Origin of the sequence: Porphyromonas circumdentaria (assembly GCF_900167105.1) — a bacterium.
Taxonomy (GTDB): Bacteria; Bacteroidota; Bacteroidia; order Bacteroidales; family Porphyromonadaceae; genus Porphyromonas; species Porphyromonas circumdentaria.
The window spans coordinates 1-22,405 of the sequence record NZ_FUXE01000022.1 but is presented as its reverse complement, the minus strand read 5'-3'; the positions used below and the strand labels follow the sequence as shown (position 1 = coordinate 22,405).

General features: G+C 41.5%; 35 protein-coding genes and 1 pseudogene. 2 read left to right on the top strand and 34 right to left on the bottom strand.

What is annotated here, in order from left to right; genetic code table 11:
- Window positions 1–226, top strand: a 226-nt coding sequence (locus B5D06_RS08285; protein WP_200804990.1) for a transposase, incomplete at its 5' end; no start/stop codon positions are given.
- A complete protein-coding gene (locus B5D06_RS08280; RefSeq protein ID WP_078737524.1) occupies window positions 227–520 on the top strand; it encodes a hypothetical protein in 294 nt (97 codons plus the stop codon).
- A 30-nt stretch (window positions 521–550) separates the two neighbouring features.
- On the opposite strand, the gene B5D06_RS08275 is transcribed toward B5D06_RS08280, so the two are convergent.
- From B5D06_RS08275 to rpsL, 34 genes and pseudogenes are all read right to left on the bottom strand, one after another.
- Window positions 551–3,394, bottom strand: a complete 2,844-nt coding sequence (locus B5D06_RS08275) for a M16 family metallopeptidase (protein ID WP_078737523.1) — start codon at window positions 3,392–3,394, stop codon at window positions 551–553.
- A gap of 224 nt (window positions 3,395–3,618) precedes the next feature.
- The gene (gene rplQ, locus B5D06_RS08270; protein ID WP_078737522.1) at window positions 3,619–4,083 is read right to left on the bottom strand and encodes a 50S ribosomal protein L17; all 465 of its coding nucleotides are present in this window, start codon (window positions 4,081–4,083) and stop codon (window positions 3,619–3,621) included.
- Window positions 4,084–4,098: 15 nt separating this feature from the next.
- Window positions 4,099–5,130, bottom strand: a complete 1,032-nt coding sequence (locus tag B5D06_RS08265) for a DNA-directed RNA polymerase subunit alpha (RefSeq protein WP_078737521.1) — start codon at window positions 5,128–5,130, stop codon at window positions 4,099–4,101.
- Between the two features lie 10 nt (window positions 5,131–5,140).
- Window positions 5,141–5,746, bottom strand: a complete 606-nt coding sequence (gene rpsD / locus B5D06_RS08260) for a 30S ribosomal protein S4 (protein ID WP_078737520.1) — start codon at window positions 5,744–5,746, stop codon at window positions 5,141–5,143.
- A gap of 227 nt (window positions 5,747–5,973) precedes the next feature.
- Window positions 5,974–6,360 carry a 30S ribosomal protein S11 gene (gene rpsK, locus B5D06_RS08255; RefSeq protein WP_078737519.1) on the bottom strand — a complete coding sequence of 129 codons (387 nt, stop codon included), beginning with the start codon at window positions 6,358–6,360 and terminating at the stop codon, window positions 5,974–5,976.
- Between the two features lie 20 nt (window positions 6,361–6,380).
- Window positions 6,381–6,761 carry a 30S ribosomal protein S13 gene (gene rpsM / locus B5D06_RS08250; protein WP_036884867.1) on the bottom strand — a complete coding sequence of 127 codons (381 nt, stop codon included), beginning with the start codon at window positions 6,759–6,761 and terminating at the stop codon, window positions 6,381–6,383.
- A gap of 32 nt (window positions 6,762–6,793) precedes the next feature.
- Window positions 6,794–6,910 (bottom strand): type B 50S ribosomal protein L36, encoded by a 117-nt coding sequence (gene ykgO / locus B5D06_RS08245; protein WP_004333565.1) that lies wholly within the window; start codon window positions 6,908–6,910, stop codon window positions 6,794–6,796.
- 20 nt (window positions 6,911–6,930) lie between these two features.
- Window positions 6,931–7,149, bottom strand: coding sequence for a translation initiation factor IF-1 (gene infA, locus B5D06_RS08240; RefSeq protein WP_078737518.1), 219 nt, complete (start codon window positions 7,147–7,149; stop codon window positions 6,931–6,933).
- Between the two features lie 11 nt (window positions 7,150–7,160).
- Window positions 7,161–7,946, bottom strand: a complete 786-nt coding sequence (gene map, locus B5D06_RS08235) for a type I methionyl aminopeptidase (RefSeq protein ID WP_078737517.1) — start codon at window positions 7,944–7,946, stop codon at window positions 7,161–7,163.
- 17 nt (window positions 7,947–7,963) lie between these two features.
- Entirely contained in the window at window positions 7,964–9,304 is a 1,341-nt protein-coding gene (gene secY / locus B5D06_RS08230; protein ID WP_078737516.1) for a preprotein translocase subunit SecY, read from the bottom strand.
- A gap of 5 nt (window positions 9,305–9,309) precedes the next feature.
- Window positions 9,310–9,756, bottom strand: coding sequence for a 50S ribosomal protein L15 (gene rplO, locus B5D06_RS08225; protein WP_078737515.1), 447 nt, complete (start codon window positions 9,754–9,756; stop codon window positions 9,310–9,312).
- A gap of 22 nt (window positions 9,757–9,778) precedes the next feature.
- Entirely contained in the window at window positions 9,779–9,955 is a 177-nt protein-coding gene (gene rpmD, locus B5D06_RS08220; protein WP_078737514.1) for a 50S ribosomal protein L30, read from the bottom strand.
- A 17-nt stretch (window positions 9,956–9,972) separates the two neighbouring features.
- A complete protein-coding gene (gene rpsE, locus B5D06_RS08215) occupies window positions 9,973–10,491 on the bottom strand; it encodes a 30S ribosomal protein S5 (RefSeq protein ID WP_078737513.1) in 519 nt (172 codons plus the stop codon).
- Window positions 10,492–10,496: 5 nt separating this feature from the next.
- Window positions 10,497–10,841: a 50S ribosomal protein L18 gene (gene rplR, locus B5D06_RS08210; protein ID WP_078737512.1), complete on the bottom strand. Its 345-nt coding sequence runs from the start codon at window positions 10,839–10,841 to the stop codon at window positions 10,497–10,499.
- An 8-nt stretch (window positions 10,842–10,849) separates the two neighbouring features.
- On the bottom strand, window positions 10,850–11,401 hold the full coding sequence (gene rplF / locus B5D06_RS08205; RefSeq protein WP_078737511.1) for a 50S ribosomal protein L6: 552 nt from the start codon (window positions 11,399–11,401) through the stop codon (window positions 10,850–10,852).
- A gap of 19 nt (window positions 11,402–11,420) precedes the next feature.
- Entirely contained in the window at window positions 11,421–11,819 is a 399-nt protein-coding gene (rpsH, locus tag B5D06_RS08200) for a 30S ribosomal protein S8 (RefSeq protein ID WP_078737510.1), read from the bottom strand.
- 66 nt (window positions 11,820–11,885) lie between these two features.
- Window positions 11,886–12,155: a 30S ribosomal protein S14 gene (rpsN, locus tag B5D06_RS08195; RefSeq protein ID WP_025843212.1), complete on the bottom strand. Its 270-nt coding sequence runs from the start codon at window positions 12,153–12,155 to the stop codon at window positions 11,886–11,888.
- A gap of 7 nt (window positions 12,156–12,162) precedes the next feature.
- A complete protein-coding gene (rplE, locus tag B5D06_RS08190) occupies window positions 12,163–12,720 on the bottom strand; it encodes a 50S ribosomal protein L5 (protein ID WP_078737509.1) in 558 nt (185 codons plus the stop codon).
- Complete coding sequence (gene rplX / locus B5D06_RS08185; RefSeq protein ID WP_078737508.1) at window positions 12,720–13,040, bottom strand: 50S ribosomal protein L24; 321 nt, start codon at window positions 13,038–13,040, stop codon at window positions 12,720–12,722. The genes rplE and rplX overlap by 1 nt, the downstream gene beginning before the upstream one ends.
- A gap of 15 nt (window positions 13,041–13,055) precedes the next feature.
- Window positions 13,056–13,421 carry a 50S ribosomal protein L14 gene (gene rplN / locus B5D06_RS08180; RefSeq protein WP_025843209.1) on the bottom strand — a complete coding sequence of 122 codons (366 nt, stop codon included), beginning with the start codon at window positions 13,419–13,421 and terminating at the stop codon, window positions 13,056–13,058.
- Complete coding sequence (gene rpsQ, locus B5D06_RS08175; RefSeq protein ID WP_025843208.1) at window positions 13,421–13,672, bottom strand: 30S ribosomal protein S17; 252 nt, start codon at window positions 13,670–13,672, stop codon at window positions 13,421–13,423. Before rpsQ ends, rplN begins: the two co-directional genes overlap by 1 nt.
- 14 nt (window positions 13,673–13,686) lie before the next feature.
- Window positions 13,687–13,884: a 50S ribosomal protein L29 gene (rpmC, locus tag B5D06_RS08170; protein WP_025843207.1), complete on the bottom strand. Its 198-nt coding sequence runs from the start codon at window positions 13,882–13,884 to the stop codon at window positions 13,687–13,689.
- A gap of 24 nt (window positions 13,885–13,908) precedes the next feature.
- On the bottom strand, window positions 13,909–14,343 hold the full coding sequence (gene rplP / locus B5D06_RS08165) for a 50S ribosomal protein L16 (protein WP_078737507.1): 435 nt from the start codon (window positions 14,341–14,343) through the stop codon (window positions 13,909–13,911).
- A gap of 111 nt (window positions 14,344–14,454) precedes the next feature.
- Window positions 14,455–15,109: pseudogene (rpsC, locus tag B5D06_RS08160) on the bottom strand (30S ribosomal protein S3); the annotation flags it as partial.
- A 4-nt stretch (window positions 15,110–15,113) separates the two neighbouring features.
- Window positions 15,114–15,524, bottom strand: a complete 411-nt coding sequence (gene rplV, locus B5D06_RS08155; RefSeq protein WP_078737505.1) for a 50S ribosomal protein L22 — start codon at window positions 15,522–15,524, stop codon at window positions 15,114–15,116.
- 42 nt (window positions 15,525–15,566) lie between these two features.
- The gene (rpsS, locus tag B5D06_RS08150; protein ID WP_036884877.1) at window positions 15,567–15,833 is read right to left on the bottom strand and encodes a 30S ribosomal protein S19; all 267 of its coding nucleotides are present in this window, start codon (window positions 15,831–15,833) and stop codon (window positions 15,567–15,569) included.
- Window positions 15,834–15,853: 20 nt separating this feature from the next.
- The gene (gene rplB / locus B5D06_RS08145; protein ID WP_078737504.1) at window positions 15,854–16,681 is read right to left on the bottom strand and encodes a 50S ribosomal protein L2; all 828 of its coding nucleotides are present in this window, start codon (window positions 16,679–16,681) and stop codon (window positions 15,854–15,856) included.
- Between the two features lie 8 nt (window positions 16,682–16,689).
- On the bottom strand, window positions 16,690–16,983 hold the full coding sequence (gene rplW, locus B5D06_RS08140) for a 50S ribosomal protein L23 (RefSeq protein ID WP_078737503.1): 294 nt from the start codon (window positions 16,981–16,983) through the stop codon (window positions 16,690–16,692).
- An 18-nt stretch (window positions 16,984–17,001) separates the two neighbouring features.
- Window positions 17,002–17,631: a 50S ribosomal protein L4 gene (gene rplD, locus B5D06_RS08135; RefSeq protein WP_078737502.1), complete on the bottom strand. Its 630-nt coding sequence runs from the start codon at window positions 17,629–17,631 to the stop codon at window positions 17,002–17,004.
- A 4-nt stretch (window positions 17,632–17,635) separates the two neighbouring features.
- Window positions 17,636–18,253, bottom strand: a complete 618-nt coding sequence (gene rplC, locus B5D06_RS08130; protein WP_078737501.1) for a 50S ribosomal protein L3 — start codon at window positions 18,251–18,253, stop codon at window positions 17,636–17,638.
- Between the two features lie 33 nt (window positions 18,254–18,286).
- Window positions 18,287–18,592: a 30S ribosomal protein S10 gene (gene rpsJ / locus B5D06_RS08125; RefSeq protein WP_078737500.1), complete on the bottom strand. Its 306-nt coding sequence runs from the start codon at window positions 18,590–18,592 to the stop codon at window positions 18,287–18,289.
- Between the two features lie 16 nt (window positions 18,593–18,608).
- Window positions 18,609–20,732 (bottom strand): elongation factor G, encoded by a 2,124-nt coding sequence (gene fusA, locus B5D06_RS08120; protein ID WP_078737499.1) that lies wholly within the window; start codon window positions 20,730–20,732, stop codon window positions 18,609–18,611.
- Window positions 20,733–20,753: 21 nt separating this feature from the next.
- Window positions 20,754–21,230 carry a 30S ribosomal protein S7 gene (rpsG, locus tag B5D06_RS08115; protein ID WP_078737498.1) on the bottom strand — a complete coding sequence of 159 codons (477 nt, stop codon included), beginning with the start codon at window positions 21,228–21,230 and terminating at the stop codon, window positions 20,754–20,756.
- Between the two features lie 209 nt (window positions 21,231–21,439).
- Window positions 21,440–21,823, bottom strand: coding sequence for a 30S ribosomal protein S12 (gene rpsL / locus B5D06_RS08110; protein ID WP_025843198.1), 384 nt, complete (start codon window positions 21,821–21,823; stop codon window positions 21,440–21,442).
- Between the last annotated feature and the right edge of the window lie 582 nt (window positions 21,824–22,405).

Here is a 22,405-nt window from a genome sequence, read left to right as displayed (position 1 = left end):
AGGCTACTTTACCTATCTGAGATTTCCTGAGGAGGTTCGTCGTATGATTTACTCGACGAACTGGGTGGAGCGTCTTAATCGTAGCTATAAGCGTACGTTACGTATGCGCGGGGCTTTACCCTCGGCTGATGCCGTCCTATTCCTCTTAGGATCTGTTGCCCGAGAGATGACTGAAAGGACTTATGCTAGGAGGTTGCCCTACTTCCAAGAGTGGAGGATTAAATAAATGGATAATAACAAGAAAACCACAAAGTTTTTACCACAGGGGCATGCCCCTGTGGTAAAAAAGGAACAACTACTCTTACACACTTTTTCGGACATTACCGACTTTTGTGATGCTGTAAGCTCCATTATTCTTAATTTGTTTTTACTTTTTACCACAAAGTTAAGAGCTACGGGGCTTACACACTTTTGTAGGACAGTATCAGATATCGCAACAACACTTTTGACCTATAAGTCAAAAAAGAAGATTCCCGAAGGAGATAACCTCCCTCGGGAATCTTTTTCAAGTATTGTCTAAACTCTTTTTCTACAAAAAGGTCGATATTCCTTATTTCTTCGTAGTTTCTGCTGAGCGGAAATAGAGCTCTAAACGGTTACCACTACCCATGATACGGCTCAACATATTTTGAACATCCTTAGTTGTGATAGAAGAGAGAGTAGCTTCATAACCATCTACCCAATTTTCGCCATCGAAGAAGAAACTCTTCATATTGCCCAACCAATAACCATTTTCACGCACAACCTCACCGTGGCGCTTTTGAATATTAAGAATAGTCTTATCAAAATACTCTTTATTCACACCTTTCTTCACGATTGCGTTCAACTCTTCATAAACAATCTTGTTGAGCTGTTCTGCTCTTTCGGGATCACAGAAGAACTGTACATAAGTAGAAACTTGTGGCTTAGGATACTCAGAAAGTTCTGTACCCGTAGCAGGAGAGTATGTTCCTCCTTCACGTTCACGGATAGATGCCACCAATGTTTGCTCCAATACACCGTTAAGAATTTGAGAAGTCAATTCCTCTTTTAAGTTGTACTTAGCAGAAGCCTTCATAAAGTCGACAACAACTCCCGTTGGAGTCTCCATCTCCTTTTTCACCATCATAGTCTTCGCTCCATTGCGAGAAGCAGGTTCTTTAGAGCGATCCATTTTCTTAACCGCCTTACCCTTAGGCAATCCTCCAATATATTTCTCGATTAGAGGTCTGACTGTTGCTTCATCAAAGTTCCCTACAAAGAAGAACTGAAAACCATCGGCACTTGCAAAACGCTCACGCGCCATAGCCAAAGCTCTGTCGTAGCTAACTTTATTCATGTCCTCAATAGTAAGATTCTTGTAAAGAGGATTGTTATCATAGAGCAATACCATGATAGAATCTCCAAGAGATGATAGCGGATTACGCTCTTTCATCTTGAGTTGTTCTATTGTATTATTTTTGAAGGTTTGGAAAGCTTCGTCATCTTTACGGATAGAAGTAAAATAGAGGTGAACCAATTGGAGCATTGTTTCAAAGTCTTCTACAGAAGAAGAACCCGAAACGCCAGTTGTATAGGCTCCTACAGAAGCCGAGACATTGGCTCTACGCCCTGTCAAAGCACGCCCCAAGGCAACAGCGTCGAACTTACCTAATCCCCCAAGTCCAATTGCACTATTCACGATCTTAGCGTTTTGGATATCAGAAGCAGACTTATAAAGACGAGTTCCTCCGTGTGTAGCAGCTGTCATGCGGATTTCATCATCCTTGAAATCAGTCTTCTTCAAGTACACCTTCACACCATTTGAAAGAGTCCACTCAGTAGATCCGAACTTTTGATTCTTTTTCTCAGCAACAATCTTACCAGATTTAATTTCCTTCTCAATAAGTTTGGTGTCTGAAACCTCTTCCTTCTTAGCCTCTACAGATTGAGCAAAAGATGTTTCATAAAGCTTTTGCAACTCTGCTTCGGTAGGATATTTCAAATCTTTTTTGTCAGGTCCTTCTACAGTAATAACCAAATTCTTCCCATCTGTGATAACCTCTTTCAAAAACTCATTAACAACGGATGGATTCATTTGCTGAGCTAATGCCTTTATCATCTCATTCTCCATCTCAATGCCTGGGATATAACCACCATTCAAGAAGTACTCCTTATACTCTTCACAGAAAGAAGCGTTCTTTGCGTTATTACGCTCATTGAACATAGTTTCGTAAGCCTTCAAGATGTTGGTACGTGCACGGTCGAACTCACTTTGAGTAACCCCATGCTCCTTAAGACGACGAATTTCTGTAGCCAATACATTTACAGTAGGAGTTAACTCCCCTTCCTTAGGTACAGCAATGAAGTGAAGAGCTTTTTTGGTTTTTGTGATTCCCATATAGTCTGCATTCGCAGCACCTGCATGCATAAAAGGAGCAGTTGGCTTTCTAGACAACTCTTCGAAACGCTCATTGATTACTTGTGCCACAACTTGATCAATGAAGTTGTACATCATACCAACAATTGTCGAGCGCATCTCTACTGGTAATACGTCATGCTTATACACCACCTTGAGAGAAGTAGAGGTAGACTCCTTATCTTTTGCAATTGCCACAATAGGAGTAGCATTGTCTTCTACTTGGACATAGTAACGCTCTGCTGGATTTTTAGGAGCAGGAATATCTGAAAATATCTCCTTCAATTTAGCAACCACGTAATCAGGATCAATATCTCCAACTACGATGATACCTTGAAGATCTGGACGATACCACTTATGGTAAAAATCATGTATTTCTTTGTACTTGAAGTTGTCAACAACCTCCATGGTACCAATAGGCATACGTACAGCATACTTATTGTTAGGCAAAATTCTTGGAAGGAGTGCTGTAAAAGTACGCATACCTGCATTATCACGAGAGCGCCACTCTTCGTGGATAACTCCGCGCTCCTCATCAATCTCCTTATCTACCAAAGAAATACTATTACTCCAGTCGTGCATGATAAGAAGACAGCTATCGATAATGCCTTTTCCCCTATCCGTAGGAGCATCCATTATCGTATAAACAGTTTCATCAAATGCTGTATAAGCATTCAAGTCAGCTCCAAAACGACAACCAATGCTTTCCAAGAAGCCTATCAATTTCTTGTCGGGGAAGTTTTTCGTTCCATTGAAAGCCATATGCTCAAGGAAGTGAGCCAATCCACGTTGTGAATCTTCTTCCAAGATAGAACCTACCTTTTGAGCGATGTAATAATTCGCTCTGTTCTTAGGATTGGCATTGTGACGTACAATGTACGTAAGCCCGTTAGGGAGTGTACCCATTCTTACGGCAGGATCCACTGGTAGAGGCTCCAACTGCTGTCCAAAAGCAGCTACAGAAAAAAAGCCTGCGACGAGCCATATCGTCGCAAACAAAAATCTTTTTAGTTGCATACTATATTTCAATTATTTATATGATTTCTTGTATCCAAGTGTTCTATCCTATCATTACAGGGCAAAGGTAGAATTTTTTTTTTGAACCCCAATATTATACCAAGCCTATTTTAGCAGGAGTTCTCCAGAAAAACACTTTTTAATCCAGCTTAGAGGCTATAAATAAAAAAGTCTCCTTGAACAAGGTTTCAAGGAGACTTCCTCTTTCTTAGTAACTAAAAACTTTAAGCTTTAGTCTCAGTTTCTTCAGCGTTTACAGCATTCGTAGATTTACGAGAGCGACGAGTCCGACGAGTAGCTGTAGCTTTCTTGTCAGATCCGAGCATATTCTCATTGTAATCAACTAACTCGATCATACACATCTCCGCATTATCGCCTAAACGATACCCTGTACGAAGGATGCGAGTATATCCACCAGGACGATTCACCACTTTTGTAGAGATCTCTCCGAACAATTCCTTTACAGCCTCTTTATTTTGAAGCTCCGCAAAAACCATACGACGAGAGTGGGAGGTATCTTCTTTAGAACGAGTGATAATAGGCTCTACATAAACACGAAGTGCTTTTGCTTTTGCCAATGTAGTAGAAATACGCTTATGTAGAATAAGCGAGGTAGCCATATTCGAAAGCATAGCTTCTCTATGAGCTTTCGTGCGGCCTAAATGATTGAATTTTTTATTATGTCTCATTGGGTACTTACTCTTTTAATCCAAATCTAAATTATACTTACTCAAATCTGTATCAAAATCAAGACCTATATCCTGTAAAAAATCAGAAAGCTCATCTAAAGTCTTCTTCCCAAAATTACGGAACTTGATTAGCTCAGACTTACTGTGCTTTAGCAAATCTGCTAATGTAAACACATTATTGGATTTCAAACAATTGCGAGCGCGAACAGAAAGATTGAAAGAATCAATCTCTCTCTCGAGCATTTGACGAATACGAATTGTCTCTTCATCCATAACAACATCCTCTGAATCTGTAGCAACCTCCACCTGCATCGCAGTATCCGCGAAGAGAGAAAAGTGTTCTATGAGGATTTTCGCTGCTTCTCGAAGAGCAACCTCTGGATCAACTGTTCCGTCCGTAACAACATCTAGCGTAAGCTTTTCATAATCTGTTTTCTGTTCGACACGATAGTTGTCTACGCTATATCGAACTTTACGGATAGGTGTATAAATAGAGTCTATCGCAATAACGCTTATCTCATCGTCTTGACGACGATTTTCATCAGCAGGAACGTATCCACGCCCTTTATTTATACGTAACTCCATTTGCACTCCCTTAGTAACAGAGGGGTCAAAACTGCAAATATGTTGATCTACATTAGTAACCTCAAAATTCGTCAACTTATCGTTAAGATCTCCTGCGACAATAACATTCTTGTCTTCGGGGAACTGAATAGAAACTATTTCCTCATCAGCATGATCTACAACCTGTTTGAAACGAATCTTTTTCAGATTGAGTATAATATTGGTAACATCTTCCGTAACTCCAGGAATAGTAGCAAATTCGTGATCAACAGAATCTATGCGAATAGAAGTGATCGCAAAACCCTCTAACGAGGAGAGCAATATACGACGAAGTGCGTTGCCAATGGTTATACCATACCCTGGTTCGAGAGGCTTGAATTCGAAACGACCGATAAGCTCATACGCCTGCTTTTCCGATTGCTCATCCAAACCAACGTCCAATCTTACTACATTTTCGGGTTTCTGAAATGCTAATATTGCCATGATGTTCCTATTATTTAGAGTACAATTCGACGATAAGTTGTTCCTTGAATGTTTCTGGAAGATCTTCTCTCAAAGGCACATTAAGGAATTTACCACTCATGCTACTATTCTCCCACTCTAACCATGAATATTTACCATGATTAAAACCTGTAAGAGAATCAACAATCACTTCCATCGACTTATCTCGCTCTCTCACTCCTACAATCTGTCCAGGTTTTACAGAATAAGATGGGATATTCACAACACGTCCATCAACGACAATGTGACGATGTGAAACTAACTGACGAGCAGCCGCACGTGTAGGAGCAATACCCAAACGGAACACTATGTTATCCAAACGACACTCTAAAAGCTGAAGCAACACTTCACCCGTAACACCCTTAGAACGCTGAGCTGCCTTGAAAAGGTTGCGGAATTGACGTTCAAGAACGCCATAAGTATATTTCATCTTCTGTTTTTCTGCAAGTTGGATACCGTACTCGCTTGATTTGCGACGACGACCATTTCCATGCTGTCCAGGAGGATAGTTCTTCTTGCTAAGTACCTTATCGGGACCAAATATGGGCTCACCAAAACGGCGGGCTATTTTTGACTTAGGACCTGTATATCTTGCCATAATTATTAATCAACTTTTTGTATTGTTTGCGCTTGACGTTTATAAGATTTCTTCATTCCATCCATAAAATAGAGAGGCAGCCGCAGTCCTATTGTAAAGAGAGGGAAAAGTGAATAGGTCATTCCTCCTTACTTATTACTGTAGAATGAAGAGAGCATCCAGAGTAGAAAATCTTAAAAAATCATCTTTAATCCAAGCACACATCTACAATTTTGTGCTACACTGTATTATACCTTACGCTTCTTTGGAGGGCGACATCCGTTATGAGGCATAGGAGTAACGTCTATAATCTCAGTTACTTCAATCCCTGCTCCATGTATTGTACGAATAGCAGATTCGCGACCATTTCCAGGTCCCTTTACATACGCCTTTACTTTACGTAAACCAAGATCATATGCTACTTTAGCACAATCTTGAGCTGCCATCTGTGCAGCATAAGGAGTATTCTTCTTAGAGCTTCGGAAGCCCATTTTCCCCGCTGAAGACCAGCTTATTACTTGTCCCTCATTGTTTGTAATGGAGACAATAATATTGTTAAAAGAAGAATGGATATGAGCCTGACCAGTAGCCTCTACTTTTACCACTCTCTTTTTGGCAGTTGTTTTCTTCGCCATAATTCTCTACTTTATTACTATTACTTAGAAGCTTTCTTCTTATTCGCAACCGTCTTCTTCTTACCCTTACGAGTACGAGCATTATTTTTCGTGCTTTGACCTCGCAATGGCAAACCTGCACGATGACGAATACCTCTATAGCAACCGATATCCATCAAACGCTTGATGTTTAGTTGTACTTCACTACGGAGATCTCCTTCTACCTTATACTCAGCACCGATTATCTCACGTATTTTGGCGGATTGATCATCTGTCCAATCCTTTACCTTGATATTCTTATCAATACCAGCCTTATCCAAAATACGGATGGCACTACTGCGGCCTATACCAAAAATATAGGTCAAGGCAATCTCACCTCTCTTGTTTTGTGGCAAATCAACGCCGACAATTCTTATAGCCATACTCTATATTTGATTATACTTTGTTTTTAAGATCACCCTTGACGTTGTTTAAACTTGGGATTTTTCTTGTTGATTACATACAAACGCCCCTTACGACGAACTATTTGACAGTCGGGAGTGCGTTTCTTTAAAGATGCTCTAACTTTCATATCTTAATCTTATCAATCTCTTATTTGTACCGGTAACTAATACGTCCTTTAGTTAAGTCATAAGGAGACATCTCTACCTTTACTTTATCTCCAGGTAAAATGCGGATATAGTGCATTCTCATCTTCCCCGAAATATGAGCTGTTATAACATGCCCATTTTGCAACTCAACTTTAAACATGGCATTGGATAATGCCTCCAATATTATGCCATCTTGCTCTATTGCAGCCTGTTTTGCCATTTGGTTATTTGTTAAAAATCTCTGTCTCCTAAAACCTCAGCAATATAATCAAAAGAGGAAAGAATTTGAGGTTCTCCTTGAGTGATAGCAATACAATGCTCAAAATGGGCAGAATATTGACCATCTTTAGTACGCACTGTCCAACCATCATTGTCAAAGACAACATTCTTACTTCCCATGTTTATCATGGGTTCGATGCAAATGCACATTCCATTACGAAGCAAAGCTCCAGTACCCTTTCTTCCATAATTGGGTACTTCTGGAGATTCGTGCATGTCTCGACCTATTCCATGACCAACAAGTTCTCGAACTACCCCATAACCAGCCTTTTCTGCATGATACTGAACAGCACTACTAACATGTCCAACTCTGTTACCAGGGAAAGCTTGTTCTATTCCCTTGTAAAGAGCCTCCCTAGTCGTACGTAGAAGAGCTACAACTTCAGGAGCAACTTCCCCCACGGCAAAAGTATAAGCGGAGTCTCCAGTAAAGCCATTCAACTTTGTACCACAATCAACAGAAACGACATCTCCCTCTTTAAGTATATCACTAGCTCTGGGAATCCCATGAACAACTCTATCGTTTATAGAAGTACAAATACTTCCAGGAAATCCACCATAACCTAAAAAAGCAGGAGTTGCTCCATGATCACAAATAAAATCATGGGCTATCTTATCCAAGTAAAGAGTAGAAACTCCTGGAGCTATATGACGAGCTACTTCCGCTAAGGTACGGCCAACCAATTGGTTGGCCTCCCTCATTAAAAGAATCTCTTCTGTGGTTTTAAGATTAATCATCTATCTTATTAAACAACTCAATAAGCAGAAACTGATCCTGTTCTTCCTTTGATACGTCCGTTCTTCAACAAACCGTCATAGTGTCTCATCAAGAGATGACTTTCAATCTGTTGAAGAGTATCCAATACTACCCCGACTAAAATGAGCAAAGACGTACCACCAAAGAACTGAGCAAAACCTTGGCTTACTCCTAGCAACTCTGCAAAAGCAGGCATAATAGCAACTATAGCCAAGAAGAAAGCCCCAGGAAGAGTTATGCGATCCATAATTCCATCAATATAATCTCTGGTCTGCTTACCTGGTTTAATACCAGGGATAAAACCATTGTTCCTCTTTAGATCATCCGCCATTTGGGTAGGATTAATCGTTATAGCTGTATAGAAATAGGTAAAGAGAATTATTAATACAGCAAAAAGGAAGTTATACCAGAAACTCGTATTATCAGACAAAGCTGCAAAGAAAGAAGTGCTCTCTCCAACGTGTGTCATTCCCATAAGAGTGATAGGAATAAACATAATTGCCTGTGCAAAGATGATAGGCATAACGTTGGCAGCATTCACCTTTAATGGAATATACTGACGTGCTCCCCCAAACTGCTTATTACCGACAACTCTCTTGGCATACTGTACGGGTACCTTACGTGTACCCTGCACCAAAAGAATTGCTCCAGCAGAAACGAATAAGAGGAACACAATCTCTGCAAGGAAAGCAACCATTCCTCCAGCAGCACTATTCAAACGGAAACCAAACTCCGCAGCCAAAGCCTGAGGTAGACGAGCTATAATACCGACCAAAATTATGAATGAAATACCATTACCAATTCCTTTGTCTGTAATGCGCTCCCCTAACCAAAGGACAAACATACTACCTCCTGCTAAGAGTATTGTTGCATATACTTGAAACCAAAAGCCCATAGGCAACTGAGCTCCAGTAGAAGCAAGCTGTGCCTTTAGATTCATGAGGTAAGTGGGAGCCTGAAGTAAAAGGATTAAGACCGTTAGATAGCGAGTCCACTGGTTAATTTTTCTTCTTCCACTCTCACCTTCACGTTGCAACTTCTGCATAGAAGGAATTATTATAGCAGCTAACTGCATAACAATCGATGCCGATATATAGGGCATGATACCCAATGCAAAAATCGAAGCATGAGAGAAAGCTCCTCCCGAGAACATATCCAACAAAGCGAGCAAGCCACTTTCTGTCTGTTTCTGAAGAGCACTTAAGGCTTCTGGATCAATACCAGGAATCACAATAAACGAACCCAAGCGGTAAATAACCACGTATAGGACGGTGATGAGGATCTTCTTGCGAAGGTCCTCAATCTTCCATATATTCTTCAACGTCTCTACCAACCTCATAAGAATCAAATTTTTACAATGGATCCTCCAGCCGCTACAATTAGCTCTTCAGCCTTCTTAGAGAAGGCATTAGCCTCTACAACCAAAGCTGTTTTTAATTCACCACACGCCAAAACCTTAATAAGATCTTTCTTTGAAGCATAACCTGCCTCCATAAGAAGTTCCTTATTAATAGTTGTAGCCTTTGTCTGTTCTGCAATTAATTGCAAAACATCCAAATTAATGGGTCGGTATTCAACACGGTTGATATTCTTAAAACCGAACTTAGGAAGACGGCGCTGTATAGGCATCTGCCCTCCTTCAAAACCGATTTTATGTTTATATCCCGAACGAGACTTTGCTCCCTTATGCCCACGAGTAGAAGTACCGCCAAGACCAGAACCTGGACCTCGTCCGATACGTTTACGAGCATGTGTAGAGCCCGCAGCGGGTTTCAAACTCGATAAATTCATAGCTTTTATTTTATTCGCTTGATTACTCTACTATCTCTACCAAGTGACGAACCTTATATACTATACCTCTAATTTGAGGAGTATCCTGCAATTCTACAACTTGATTCATTTTCTTAAGTCCCAAAGCATCCAAATTCAACTTTTGGTTTTTAGGACGACGGATACGACTCCGTACTTGTTTAATTTTTATTGTAGCCATAGTCTAACTTTCTTTCTTTAGCCTTTGAAGACCTTTTCTACAGAAACACCACGAGCTTGGGCTACCATAAGAGGGTCACGAAGCTCAACTAACGCTGCAATAGTAGCCTTAACCAAATTGTGAGCATTAGAAGATCCTTGGCTCTTTGCCAATACGTCTGTAATCCCCACACTTTCCAAAACGGCACGCATAGCACCCCCTGCTACCACTCCTGTACCCAAAGATGCAGGACGGAGAAGGACCTTTGCACCTCCATATGAAGCCATTTGCTCATGAGGTATAGTACCATTGTGCACAGGGATACGGATTAAGTTTTTCTTAGCTGCCTCAACACCCTTGGCAATTGCAGTAGTTACTTCTCCTGCTTTTCCAAGTCCTAAACCAATCACGCCATCTTGGTTACCTACAACAACGATAGCTGCAAAGGTGAAGGTACGACCTCCCTTTGTAACCTTTGTTACACGATTGATTGCTACCAGACGATCTGTTAATTCTAAATCGTTTGTAGACTTTACTCTATTAAATGCTGTTGCCATTACTATTAAAACTTAAGTCCACCCTTACGAGCCGCATCGGCTAATTCTTTAATACGACCATGGTAGAGATATCCATTACGATCGAAAACAACTTGCTCAATACCAGCAGCAATTGCACGACGAGCAATTTCTTCTCCCACCTTAGCTGCAACTTCTTTTTTAGGTGCTACAAGCTCTAACTTTAGAGAAGAGGCACTTGCCAAAGTAGTTCCTGTTGCATCATCGATGAGTTGAGCATATATCTGCTTGTTGCTGCGGAAAACCGTTAGTCTTGGACGTTGCTTAGTACCGCTAACCTTACCACGTACACTCGCTTTAATGCGAAGTCTTCTTGTTTCTTTTCTAGTCATGATTAGTCTTACTTACCAGCTGATTTACCAGATTTACGACGGATATACTCACCTTCAAACTTGATACCCTTACCCTTGTAAGGTTCAGGCATACGGAAAGAGCGTATTTTTGAACAAACCTGTCCCAAAAGTTGCTTATCGCAAGATTCCAAGTAGATAAATGGGTTTTTATTACGTTCCATTTTTGTTTCTACCTTGATTTCCTTAGGCAACATTATAAAGATAGGGTGGGTAAATCCAAGAGACAACTCCAAGATTTGTCCTTCGTTAGAAGCACGGTATCCAACTCCTACTAACTCTAAAGTTTTCTTGAAACCTTCCGACACGCCAACTACCATATTATTGACAAGAGAGCGATACAAACCATGCATAGCTCTATCTTGACGTTCGTCAGAAGAACGCTTTAGAATTATTTCATTATTCTCTACCACAACAGAAATACGAGCATCAATAGCCTGAGAAAGTTCCCCCTTAGGGCCCTTAACAGTGATAATGTTATTGTCTGTTGTTACTGTAACCCCTTGTGGAAGGGCGATGGGCAATTTACCAATTCTAGACATACTTTATACCTCCTTCAAATTAGTAAACGTAACATAAAACTTCTCCACCCACCTTAAGCTCTCTTGCTTCCTTGTCGGTCATAACACCGCGAGAGGTAGAAAGAATAGCAATTCCAAGTCCATTGAGGACACGAGGGAGGTCTCTATAACCTACATAGCGACGAAGACCTGGGCGTGACACACGCTTAAGGTTTTTAATCGCATTGTTTTTTTGAGCGAGGTCATACTTGAGGGCCACCTTAATGATAGAACGGCACTCATCAACATTCTCAAACTTGTAGTTGAGAATGTATCCCTTGTCGAAAAGAACCTTTGTAATCTCCTGCTTAATGCGAGAAGAAGGGATCTCTACAACACGATGACCAGCTTGAATTGCATTACGCAATCTCGTCAGATAATCTGCAATTGGATCTGTCATTATCAAAATTAATTAAATTGATCCGGACGCTCCGGACAATATTTAAACTAAAAACTCTTTTCAATATTACCAGCTGGCTTTTTTTACTCCAGGAATAAGTCCCTTAGAAGCCATTTCTCTGAACTGAATACGAGAAATTCCGAACTGGCGCATATAACCCTTCGGACGTCCTGTCATACTGCAACGATTGTGCAAACGAACAGGAGAAGCGTTACGAGGCAAAGATTGCAAAGCTTCGTAGTTACCCTCTTCTTTCAGACGGCGACGCTTTTCAGCATATCTTGCAACCATTCTCTGGCGTTTAGCCTCGCGGGCTTTCATTGATTCTTTTGCCATATTTCTTTTACTTTGCTAAGTTCTTAAAAGGAAGACCAAACTGTTTGAGAAGTTCATAGCCTTCTTCATCCGTATTCGCAGAGGTTACAAAGGTAATATTCATTCCCAATATTTTGGTAATAGAATCAATATTTATTTCAGGGAAAATAATTTGTTCCTCAACTCCAAGAGTATAATTACCTCTACCATCGAGTTTGCTTTCGATTCCTTTGAAGTCTCGAATACGCGGCAATACGATACGCACCAAACGCTCCAAGAATTCGTACATACGATCACGGCGAAGAGTAACCATTACCCCAATGGGCATCTTACGACGAAGTTTGAAGTTAGAGATATCCTTCTTTGAGTAAGTAGCCACAGCCTTCTGACCTGTAATAGCCGTAACCTCATCAATAGCAATATCTATAATCTTTTTATCTCCCGTCGCCATACCTAAACCCTGATTGATAACAATCTTTTTGAGCTCAGGTACCTGCATAACACTCGTATATCCGAAGTGCTTCATCAATTCAGGAACAATACGTTCCCTATATTCTTTTTTGAGATTCGTTGTAGATGCACTCATCACTTTATCTCCTCCCCAGACTTTTTCGAGTAGCGAATACTCTTGTTATTACTGTCTTTCTTACGACCGATACGAGTTCCTTTACCCGTCTTAGGGTCTACCACATTGAGGTTAGATATGTGAATACCCGCTTCCTCTTCAATGATTCCCCCTTGTGGGTGTTGAGCAGAAGGCTTAGTATGCTTCTTACGAATATTAAGCCCTTCTACGATAGCTCTCTCTTTATCGGCTATCACTTTAAGGACGCGACCTGTACGGCCACGGCTTTCGCCGCTATTTACCATAACAGTATCGCCCTTTTTTATATGCATTTTGCTCATAGTACACACTTCTTATTAGAGCACTTCAGGTGCTAGTGAAACTACTTTCATATTAACGGCACGCAGCTCTCTTGCTACAGGCCCAAAGATACGAGTACCACGAAGATCCCCAGAAGCAGAAAGAAGAACACAAGCATTGTCGCTAAAACGAATATATGAACCATCATTACGACGAATTTCTTTTTTCGTGCGAACAATCAAGGCCTTAGAAACAGAGCCCTTCTTTACATCACTAGCTGGAACCACACTCTTCACTGATACAACGATAACATCGCCTACAGAGGCATAACGGCGACGAGTGCCACCCAACACGCGAATACAAAGAACTTCACGTGCGCCACTATTATCAGCAACTTTTAGTCTTGACTCTTGTTGTATCATTATTTAGCTCTTTCTAAAATTTCTATTAATCTCCAACGTTTATGGCGACTCAAAGGACGAGTTTCCATAATACGTACACGGTCTCCAATACCGCATTCATTCTTTTCGTCGTGAGCATAGAATTTCTTCGTTTTGTTCACGAACTTACCATAGATCGGGTGCTTCTCTTTCCAATGGATTGCTACAGTTATAGTCTTGTCCATCTTGTTACTGGCAACTACACCGATACGTTCTTTTCTATGATTTCTCATCTCTGTGTCTCAAATTATTGGTTTTCACTTTGACGCATAACCAATACAGTCTTGATACGTGCTATAGTACGACGCATTTGGCGCAACTTAGCAGGGCTCTCAAGAGAAGAGACAGCATGGTTGATCTTATCTTGCTCGTAATTCTTGGTAAGAGTCTCGAGCCTCTCATTCAATTCAGAAGTAGTTAACTCCTTGAGTTCTGACATTTTCATAGGATCTTTTGTCTCTCTAATTTGTTATGCATTTTCTCTGCCTGAGTCGTAATCACGACGTACAACAAACTTAGTAGTTACAGGAAGCTTTTGAGCTGCTAAACGAAGAGCTTCTTTTGCGATTTCAAAAGAAACGCCCTCTATTTCAAAAAGCATACGCCCTGGAGTAACAGGTGCAACGAATCCCTCGGGATTACCTTTCCCCTTACCCATACGTACTTCTGCAGGCTTCTTTGTAATAGGTTTATCTGGGAAAATACGTACCCAAACCTGACCTTGACGTTGCATATAGCGAGTCACGGCAATACGAGCAGCCTCTATTTGAGAACCTGTAATCCACTTACTTTGGAGGGCTTTAATACCAAAAGAACCGAAGGCAAGCTGATTACCGCGTTGGGCATTGCCCTTCATACGGCCTTTTTGCTGTCTTCTAAACTTGACTTTTTTAGGTTGTAACATAATCTTTTAATCCTCCTGAAGATTAGCGGTTAGTTTTACTACGGTTGTTATTACGGCGACGACGATCATTGCCTCTTTGGAAAGAATCACGGCGCTGATTATTTTGAGAGCCTTGAGAGAAGTTAGGAGCAAGATCTCTCTTCTCATACACTTCACCCTTCATGATCCAAACCTTGACACCAATCATCCCCACCTTAGTGAGAGCCTCGTCATGAGCATAGTCTATGTCTGCACGGAGTGTGTGTAAAGGAGTGCGACCTTCTTTAAACATCTCTGCACGCGCCATTTCTGCTCCATTAAGACGACCTGAGAGGAGTACCTTAATCCCCTCTGCACCAGAGCGCATAGCGGAAGAGATAGCCATCTTAACAGCACGACGATAAGCAATATTACCTTCCAACTGACGTGCAATATTAGAAGCTACGAGCACAGCATCCAATTCAGGACGACGAATCTCGTAAATATAAATCTGCACATCCTTGCCAGTAAGGTTCTTAAGTTCTTCTTTCAACTTGTCTACTTCCTGCCCTCCCTTTCCGATAATCAGACCAGGTCTCGCAGTGCAAATAGTAACGGTTACAAGTCGAAGAGCTCTTTCTATAACGATACGCGAAATACCAGCCTTGGCATGACGAGCATAAAGGTATTTGCGGATCTGACTATCTTCTAACAAAGTAGGTCCATAGTTCTTACCTCCATACCAGTTAGAATCCCAGCCACGAATATATCCGAGGCGATTTGCTATTGGATTAATCTTTTGTCCCATGCTCTCAGTCCTTATTTTCGTTATTAAGCGTATCTACAAAAAGAGTTACATGGTTGCTACGCTTGCGAATGCGGTAACCACGTCCCTGTGGTGCAGGACGAAGACGCTTAAGAGTAGCCCCAGCATCTACAAAAACACGAGATATATAAAGCTCTCCCTCTTCTGTCTTACGTCCATTAGTTTGCTCCCAGTTCGCAATAGCAGAACGAAGCAATTTTTCAATACGGAGAGCAGCTACCTTACGAGAAGAGAATCTCAAAACTCCCAAAGCGCGATTAACCTCCATACCACGGATATTGTCCACAACTAAACGCATCTTACGAGGCGATGTGGGTACGTCATTTAGCTTTGCAAAGCAAGAAATAGTACCGTCGGCCTTAGTGCGATTAATCGTATTGTTATTCACTTTACTCATTGTCTATTCATTTTGTTATGTCAACAAACTCGACGTTCATTCTTACTTACGATTGCCGGAGTGTCCGCGGAATGTACGAGTAAGAGCAAATTCGCCTAATTTATGACCGACCATATTTTCTGTCACATACACAGGAACGAATTTATTTCCATTGTGTACAGCGATTGTGTGTCCTACAAAATCAGGAGAAATCATCGAAGCGCGTGACCAAGTCTTTATAACAGACTTCTTGCCACTTTCATTCATTGCGAGTACCTTCTTCTCTAACTTAACACAGATATAAGGACCTTTTTTTAAGGAACGACTCATATTTATCTTCGATTAATTAGTTATTTTTTCTTTCGTCTCTCAATGATGTACTTCGAAGAGTGTTTCTTAGGAGCACGCGTCTTAAGACCCTTAGCATAGAGTCCAGTACGAGAACGTGGGTGTCCTCCAGAGGCACGTCCCTCTCCCCCACCCATTGGGTGATCTACAGGGTTCATAACAACACCACGGTTACGAGGGCGACGTCCTAACCAACGTGTACGGCCAGCCTTTCCAGACTGTTCGAGAGCATGGTCACTATTACCTACGCTACCAACAGTAGCCTTACAAGCAGACAAAATACGACGTGTTTCGCCAGAAGGCATACGAAGTACAACATAGTTGTCTTCACGAGCCACAAGTTGCGCAAAGGTACCCGCAGAACGAGCAAACTTAGCACCCTGACCTGGACGAAGCTCCACGTTATGAATAACAGTACCAACAGGGATTTTTGCCAAAGGAAGAGCATTACCTACCTCTGGGGCAACATTTTCTCCCGAAACAACAGTTTGACCAGGCGTCAATCCATCTGGAGCCAAAATATATGCCTTTGCTCCATCTGCATAATAAAGAAGGGCAATACGAGAAGAACGGTTAGGATCATACTCGATGCTCTTAACAGTTGCGGGAACACCATCCTTAGTTCTCTTGAAATCGATGAAGCGGAATTTTTGTTTATGTCCACCCCCGATATAACGCATTGTCATCTTACCAGTGTTATTACGTCCACCAGTTTTACGTTTTCCGACTACAAGAGATTTCTCTGGTGTGCTTGCAGTAATCTTGTCAAACGCACCAATAATCTTATGTCTCTGCCCAGGAGTTGTGGGCTTGAGTTTTCTAATTCCCATTTTTACAATTAAATATTAGCAAAGAAATTAATAGTCTGTCCCTTTTCAAGCGTAACAATTGCTTTCTTATAAGCAGAAGCACGCCCGCGAAGAATACCCTTCTTTGTATAACGCACCTTCAATTTAGGGGTTACATTAGAAGTGTTTACAGACACAACCTTCACATTATACATACTCTCAACAGCATTCTTAATCTCAATCTTATTTGCCTTAGGAGAGACACGGAAACCGTAGCGTTCTGGACGCTTTTCCGTGATTGCTGTCATTTTCTCCGATATAATTGGCTTAATAATGATACCCATATATACCTGCTGTATTGATTAAGATTTAAACGATTCATTAACAAACGCCACTGCATCTTCTGTGAAGATTAGGTGATGCGCATCAAGTACTTGATAAGTATTGAGCTTATCAGCATTTATCGTAGAAGCTTGTGGCAAATTACGAGCAGAGAGGTAAACATTTGAAGGCACTTGTGGCATTACCAAAAGAGTCTTCTTGTTTGCTACTCCCAAAGAAGATGTGATAGCCAAAAATTCTTTCGTCTTAGGTGTAACAAAGTCAAAAGTTTCTACAACTTTGATCTCTTGATTCATAGCCTTGTAAGAAAGAGCTGAACGACGAGCTAAACGCATCAGCTTCTTGTTGAGTTTGAAGCTATAGTTTCTTGGACGAGGTCCGAAAACACGTGCTCCACCATGAAGAAGAGGAGATTTAATATCACCACGACGAGCCCCACCGCTACCTTTCTGACGAATAAGTTTGCGAGTAGAACCACTCAATTCGCTACGTTCCTTTGACTTATGCGTACCTTGGCGTTGGTTAGCACGATAAAGCTTCACCGCCAAATAGATTGCATGATCATTGGGCTGAATGCCAAAAACGGCATCATCAAGGACTACCTTACGGCCTGTATCCTCTCCCTTTATGTTATAAACAGACAATTCCATACGCTTAAATCTCTACTGCTACAATTGAACCCTTATGCCCAGGGATACTTCCCTTGATGAGCAACAAGTTGTGCTCTGGCATTACTTTAATCACTTCCAGATTCTGAACAGTAACACGCTCGTTTCCTGTTTGACCAGCCATGCGAGTACCCTTAAAAACCTTCGCAGGATACGAACAAGCACCGATAGAACCTGGGGCGCGCAAACGGTTATGCTGACCGTGTGTTGTTTGACCCACACCACCAAAACCATGGCGACCTACTACCCCTTGGAAGCCTTTACCCTTTGAGGTACCAACTACATCAACGTAAGCAACATTTTCAAAAATGTCTACCTTGATCGTATCTCCGGGCTTATACTCCCCTTCAAAACCTTTGAACTCGGCCAAGTGCCTCATTGGTGCTACTCCAGCTTTCTTAAAGTGTCCCATAAGAGGTTGTGTAGTATGCTTTTCTTTAGCTTCAACGAAGCCTAATTGAAGAGCATCATAACCATCTTTCTCACTTGTTTTCACCTGAGTAACAACACAAGGGCCTACTTCGATAACAGTGCATGGAAGGTTAGTTCCATCAGCACCGAAAACGGAAGTCATTCCGATTTTTTTTCCTAATAATCCTGGCATTTCTTTTGTTGTTTTTTTTAATGTCCTAATATCTCAGACCTTGATATTTACTTCTACACCACTGGAAAGTTCCAATTTAGTAAGAGCATCCACTGTTTGCTTAGAAGCGTTGTAAATATCGATCAATCGTTTATAAGACGAAAGTTCGAACTGTTCACGAGACTTCTTATTCACAAAAGTAGAACGGTTAACTGTAAAGATGCGCTTGTGTGTAGGTAGTGGAATAGGACCACAAACTATAGCACCAGAAGCCTTTACAGCCTTAACGATCTTCTCTGCAGATTTATCTAAGAGCATGTGATCGTAGGACTTGAGCTTGATTCTAATTTTTTGGCTCATATCTTTATTTATATTATCACTTGATCAAATCAACACGGCCATTAACTTCTGTAAGCACTTGCTTAGCAATAGAAGATGACACTTCAGCAAAATGAGAGAATGTCATAGTACTTGTAGCACGACCCGACGTAATGGTACGCAAAGCCGTAACATAACCAAACATCTCTGCAAGAGGCACGTCTGCTTTAACAATACGAGCACCTGTGCGGCTTGCTTCCATACCGCCCACTTGGCCACGTCGTTTGTTAAGGTCTCCAATTACGTCTCCCATACTTTCTTCTGGAGTTACTACCTCCAACTTCATCACAGGCTCCAACAAAACAGGGTTTGCTTGAGCACAAGCATTCTTGAATGCCTGCATAGCAGCGATTTCGAAAGAAAGCTGATCTGAATCGACAGGGTGGAAAGAACCATCAAGGAGAGTAACCTTGAGACGATCAACGTTGTAACCAGCCAAAACCCCAGTCTTCATAGCACGCTGGAATCCCTTCTGAACAGATGGAATAAATTCCTTAGGAATGTTACCCCCCTTCACAACATCGATAAACTGCAAGTCGCCTTCGAAATCTTCATCTGCAGGTTCTACACGAACGATAACATCTGCAAACTTACCACGTCCCCCAGTCTGCTTCTTATAAACTTCTCTAACCTCAACAGCCTTAGTAATAGCCTCTTTGTAAGATACCTGAGGACGACCTTGATTACACTCAACCTTAAACTCTCTCTTGAGACGGTCGATAATAATTTCAAGATGCAACTCACCCATACCACTAATGACTGTCTGACCTGTCTCCTCATTGGTTGCAACTTGAAATGTAGGATCCTCTTCTGCCAACTTAGCCAACCCTACACCCAAGCGGTCAAGATCTTTCTGAGTCTTAGGCTCTACAGCTATACCAATAACAGGGACAGGGAACTCCATTGCCTCAAGGGTAATGGGAGCATTTTCGTCACAAATAGTATCTCCTGTACGAATATCCTTAAAACCAACCCCAGCACCAATATCTCCACAACCGATTGCTTCCATAGGATTTTGGCTATTGGAGTGCATTTGGAAAAGACGAGAGATACGCTCTTTCTTTCCAGTACGAGAGTTCAAAATATAACTACCCGCGCTAAGAGAACCAGAGTATACACGAAAGAAGCAAAGACGTCCTACATAAGGGTCTGTTGCAATCTTAAATGCCAATGCACACAAAGGCTCATCTGGAGAAGTCTTACGAGTAATAACTGTATCTGCATCGTTAGGGTCTGTACCCTCAACGACAGGTGTATCCACAGGGCTTGGAAGATATGCACACACTGCATCCAAAAGGGTTTGAACACCTTTGTTCTTGAAAGAGGAACCACATAACATAGGATTAATCGTCATAGAAAGTGTTCCCTTACGAATAGCAGCACGGATTTCATCCTCTGTGATGGTTGATGGATCATCAAAATACTTCTCCATCAAGACATCGTCGCACTCTGCGAGTACTTCCAACATCTTATCACGCCATTCTTCAGCTTCTGCTTGGAGCTCTGCGGGAATAGGCAACTCTTCATAGTTCGCCCCCATTGTTTCATCATTCCAAACAATAGCCTTCATCTTAACAAGGTCAACGGCTCCCTTGAAAGTTTCTTCAGCACCAATAGGTATCTGGATAGGACAAGGCTTTGCGCCTAACACTTGTTGCATCTGAGCATACACCTCAAAGAAGTTTGCCCCAGAGCGGTCCATCTTATTTACATAAGCAATACGAGGTACAGAATACTTATCTGCCTGACGCCAAACGGTTTCACTTTGAGGTTGAACACCACCTACCGCACAGAAAGTAGCGACAGCTCCATCCAAAATACGAAGAGAACGCTCTACCTCTACAGTAAAGTCAACGTGTCCCGGAGTGTCAATCAAGTTAATTTTATACTTATTGCCAGCATAATTCCAATAAGTAGTTGTAGCGGCACTGGTAATAGTAATGCCTCGCTCTTGCTCCTGCTCCATCCAATCCATGGTAGCAGCTCCTTCGTGAACCTCCCCAATTTTATGAGTTAGCCCCGTATAGAATAGAATACGTTCTGACGTAGTTGTCTTCCCGGCATCAATGTGAGCCATGATACCGATATTTCTAGTCAAACCTAAATTCTTATCGTTTGCCATATAGCTCTTTATATCTTAAAATTAGAAACGGAAATGTGCAAATGCACGGTTTGCTTCGGCCATACGGTGCATATCTTCTTTACGTTTGAATGCAGCACCCTGATTATTATAAGCATCTACGATCTCCGCAGCTAACTTATCTGCCATAGTCTTTCCACCACGCTTACGAGCGAAAAGAATTAGGTTTTTCATAGAGATAGACTCTTTTCTTTCTGGGCGAATCTCTGTAGGCACCTGAAAAGTAGCACCTCCAATACGGCGCGACTTAACCTCTACTTGAGGGGTAATATTATCCAATGCAGCCTTCCAGACTTCAAGAGCAGACTTCTCTTCAGAAGAGAGCTTTCCCTTTACAATCTCGAGAGCATCATAGAAGATGCTATAAGCAAGATTCTTCTTGCCATCATACATCAAGTGATTCACGAACTTCGTCACCTGACGATCTCCAAATACAGGATCAGGTAACACCTGACGCTTTTTTGGTTTTGCTTTTCTCATTGTTATTCAAAATCAAATGTTCCGAATCGGTTGTCGGTTCAAAAACCCCAAAAGTTCCAAACGTCTTCAACGCTCACACCAGAGCATTTACTCAACCTACCTTTAATAAGATAGCCGATCCAACTGAACCCGAAACTGGTTCTTAATAATAATTTTAGAGATCAACCGATCTCTGGTGAGAGAACTCTTCCTCTCGTTTTAATCACTAATTACTTCTTAGCAGCTTTAGGACGCTTAGCTCCATACTTAGAGCGACGTTGCAAGCGACCATTCACACCAGCAGCATCCAATGTACCGCGCACGATGTGATAACGAACCCCTGGCAAATCTTTTACACGACCACCGCGCACAAGCACAATACTGTGTTCTTGCAAGTTGTGTCCTTCTCCTGGGATATAAGCATTCACTTCCTTACCGTTAGTTAAGCGCACACGAGCCACTTTACGCATGGCAGAGTTTGGTTTCTTTGGTGTGGTAGTATACACACGCACACAAACCCCACGACGTTGTGGACAAGCTGCTAAGGCAGGAGACTTACCCGCCTCGTCGAAGCGCTCACGTCCCTTTCTCACTAATTGTTGAATCGTAGGCATTTTTTCTTATTTCTATTATTACAATTATAGTCTCTACACAGCTATACCTATAGCTTAATCGGGACAAAGTTACAAACAAAAAACGAACAATCCAAACATTTCGTTCTATAAAGAAAATAAAAGCACCTTTATAACAGCAATATAGCCTACACTTAACAAAGCAAGCAGATCAAATCTTTAGCAGATTTTTGAGGTACCTCATATATATATCAATGCGGCTTTGCCCCCCCTACTTAAGAATAGCGTGTCTTTGTATTGCGAGACAATGCCTAAGGCAAACTCCCTTAGTGTGTTTAGATTAGTCGCTGATTAGTTCTTCCCCATAAACTTGAAGAGAAGTCATGCATCGACTCTTAATCCTCGCCCCACACAGACAACTCGCCAATACAACTACGTAGTGTATCGCTTAACTTATACTTACAACGCCCCACTCCCCGTGCGTCTTCTACCTCCTTAGAAAAATAATCTTACCTATCTATAACCCAAAGACGCCCTTTAGCTTAATGCGACTACTCTCGCAGAGAAGCTTTTCTTCCTGTACGATAGCAGTATTGATAAGAGCTTCCCTATTTCCTCACTTAA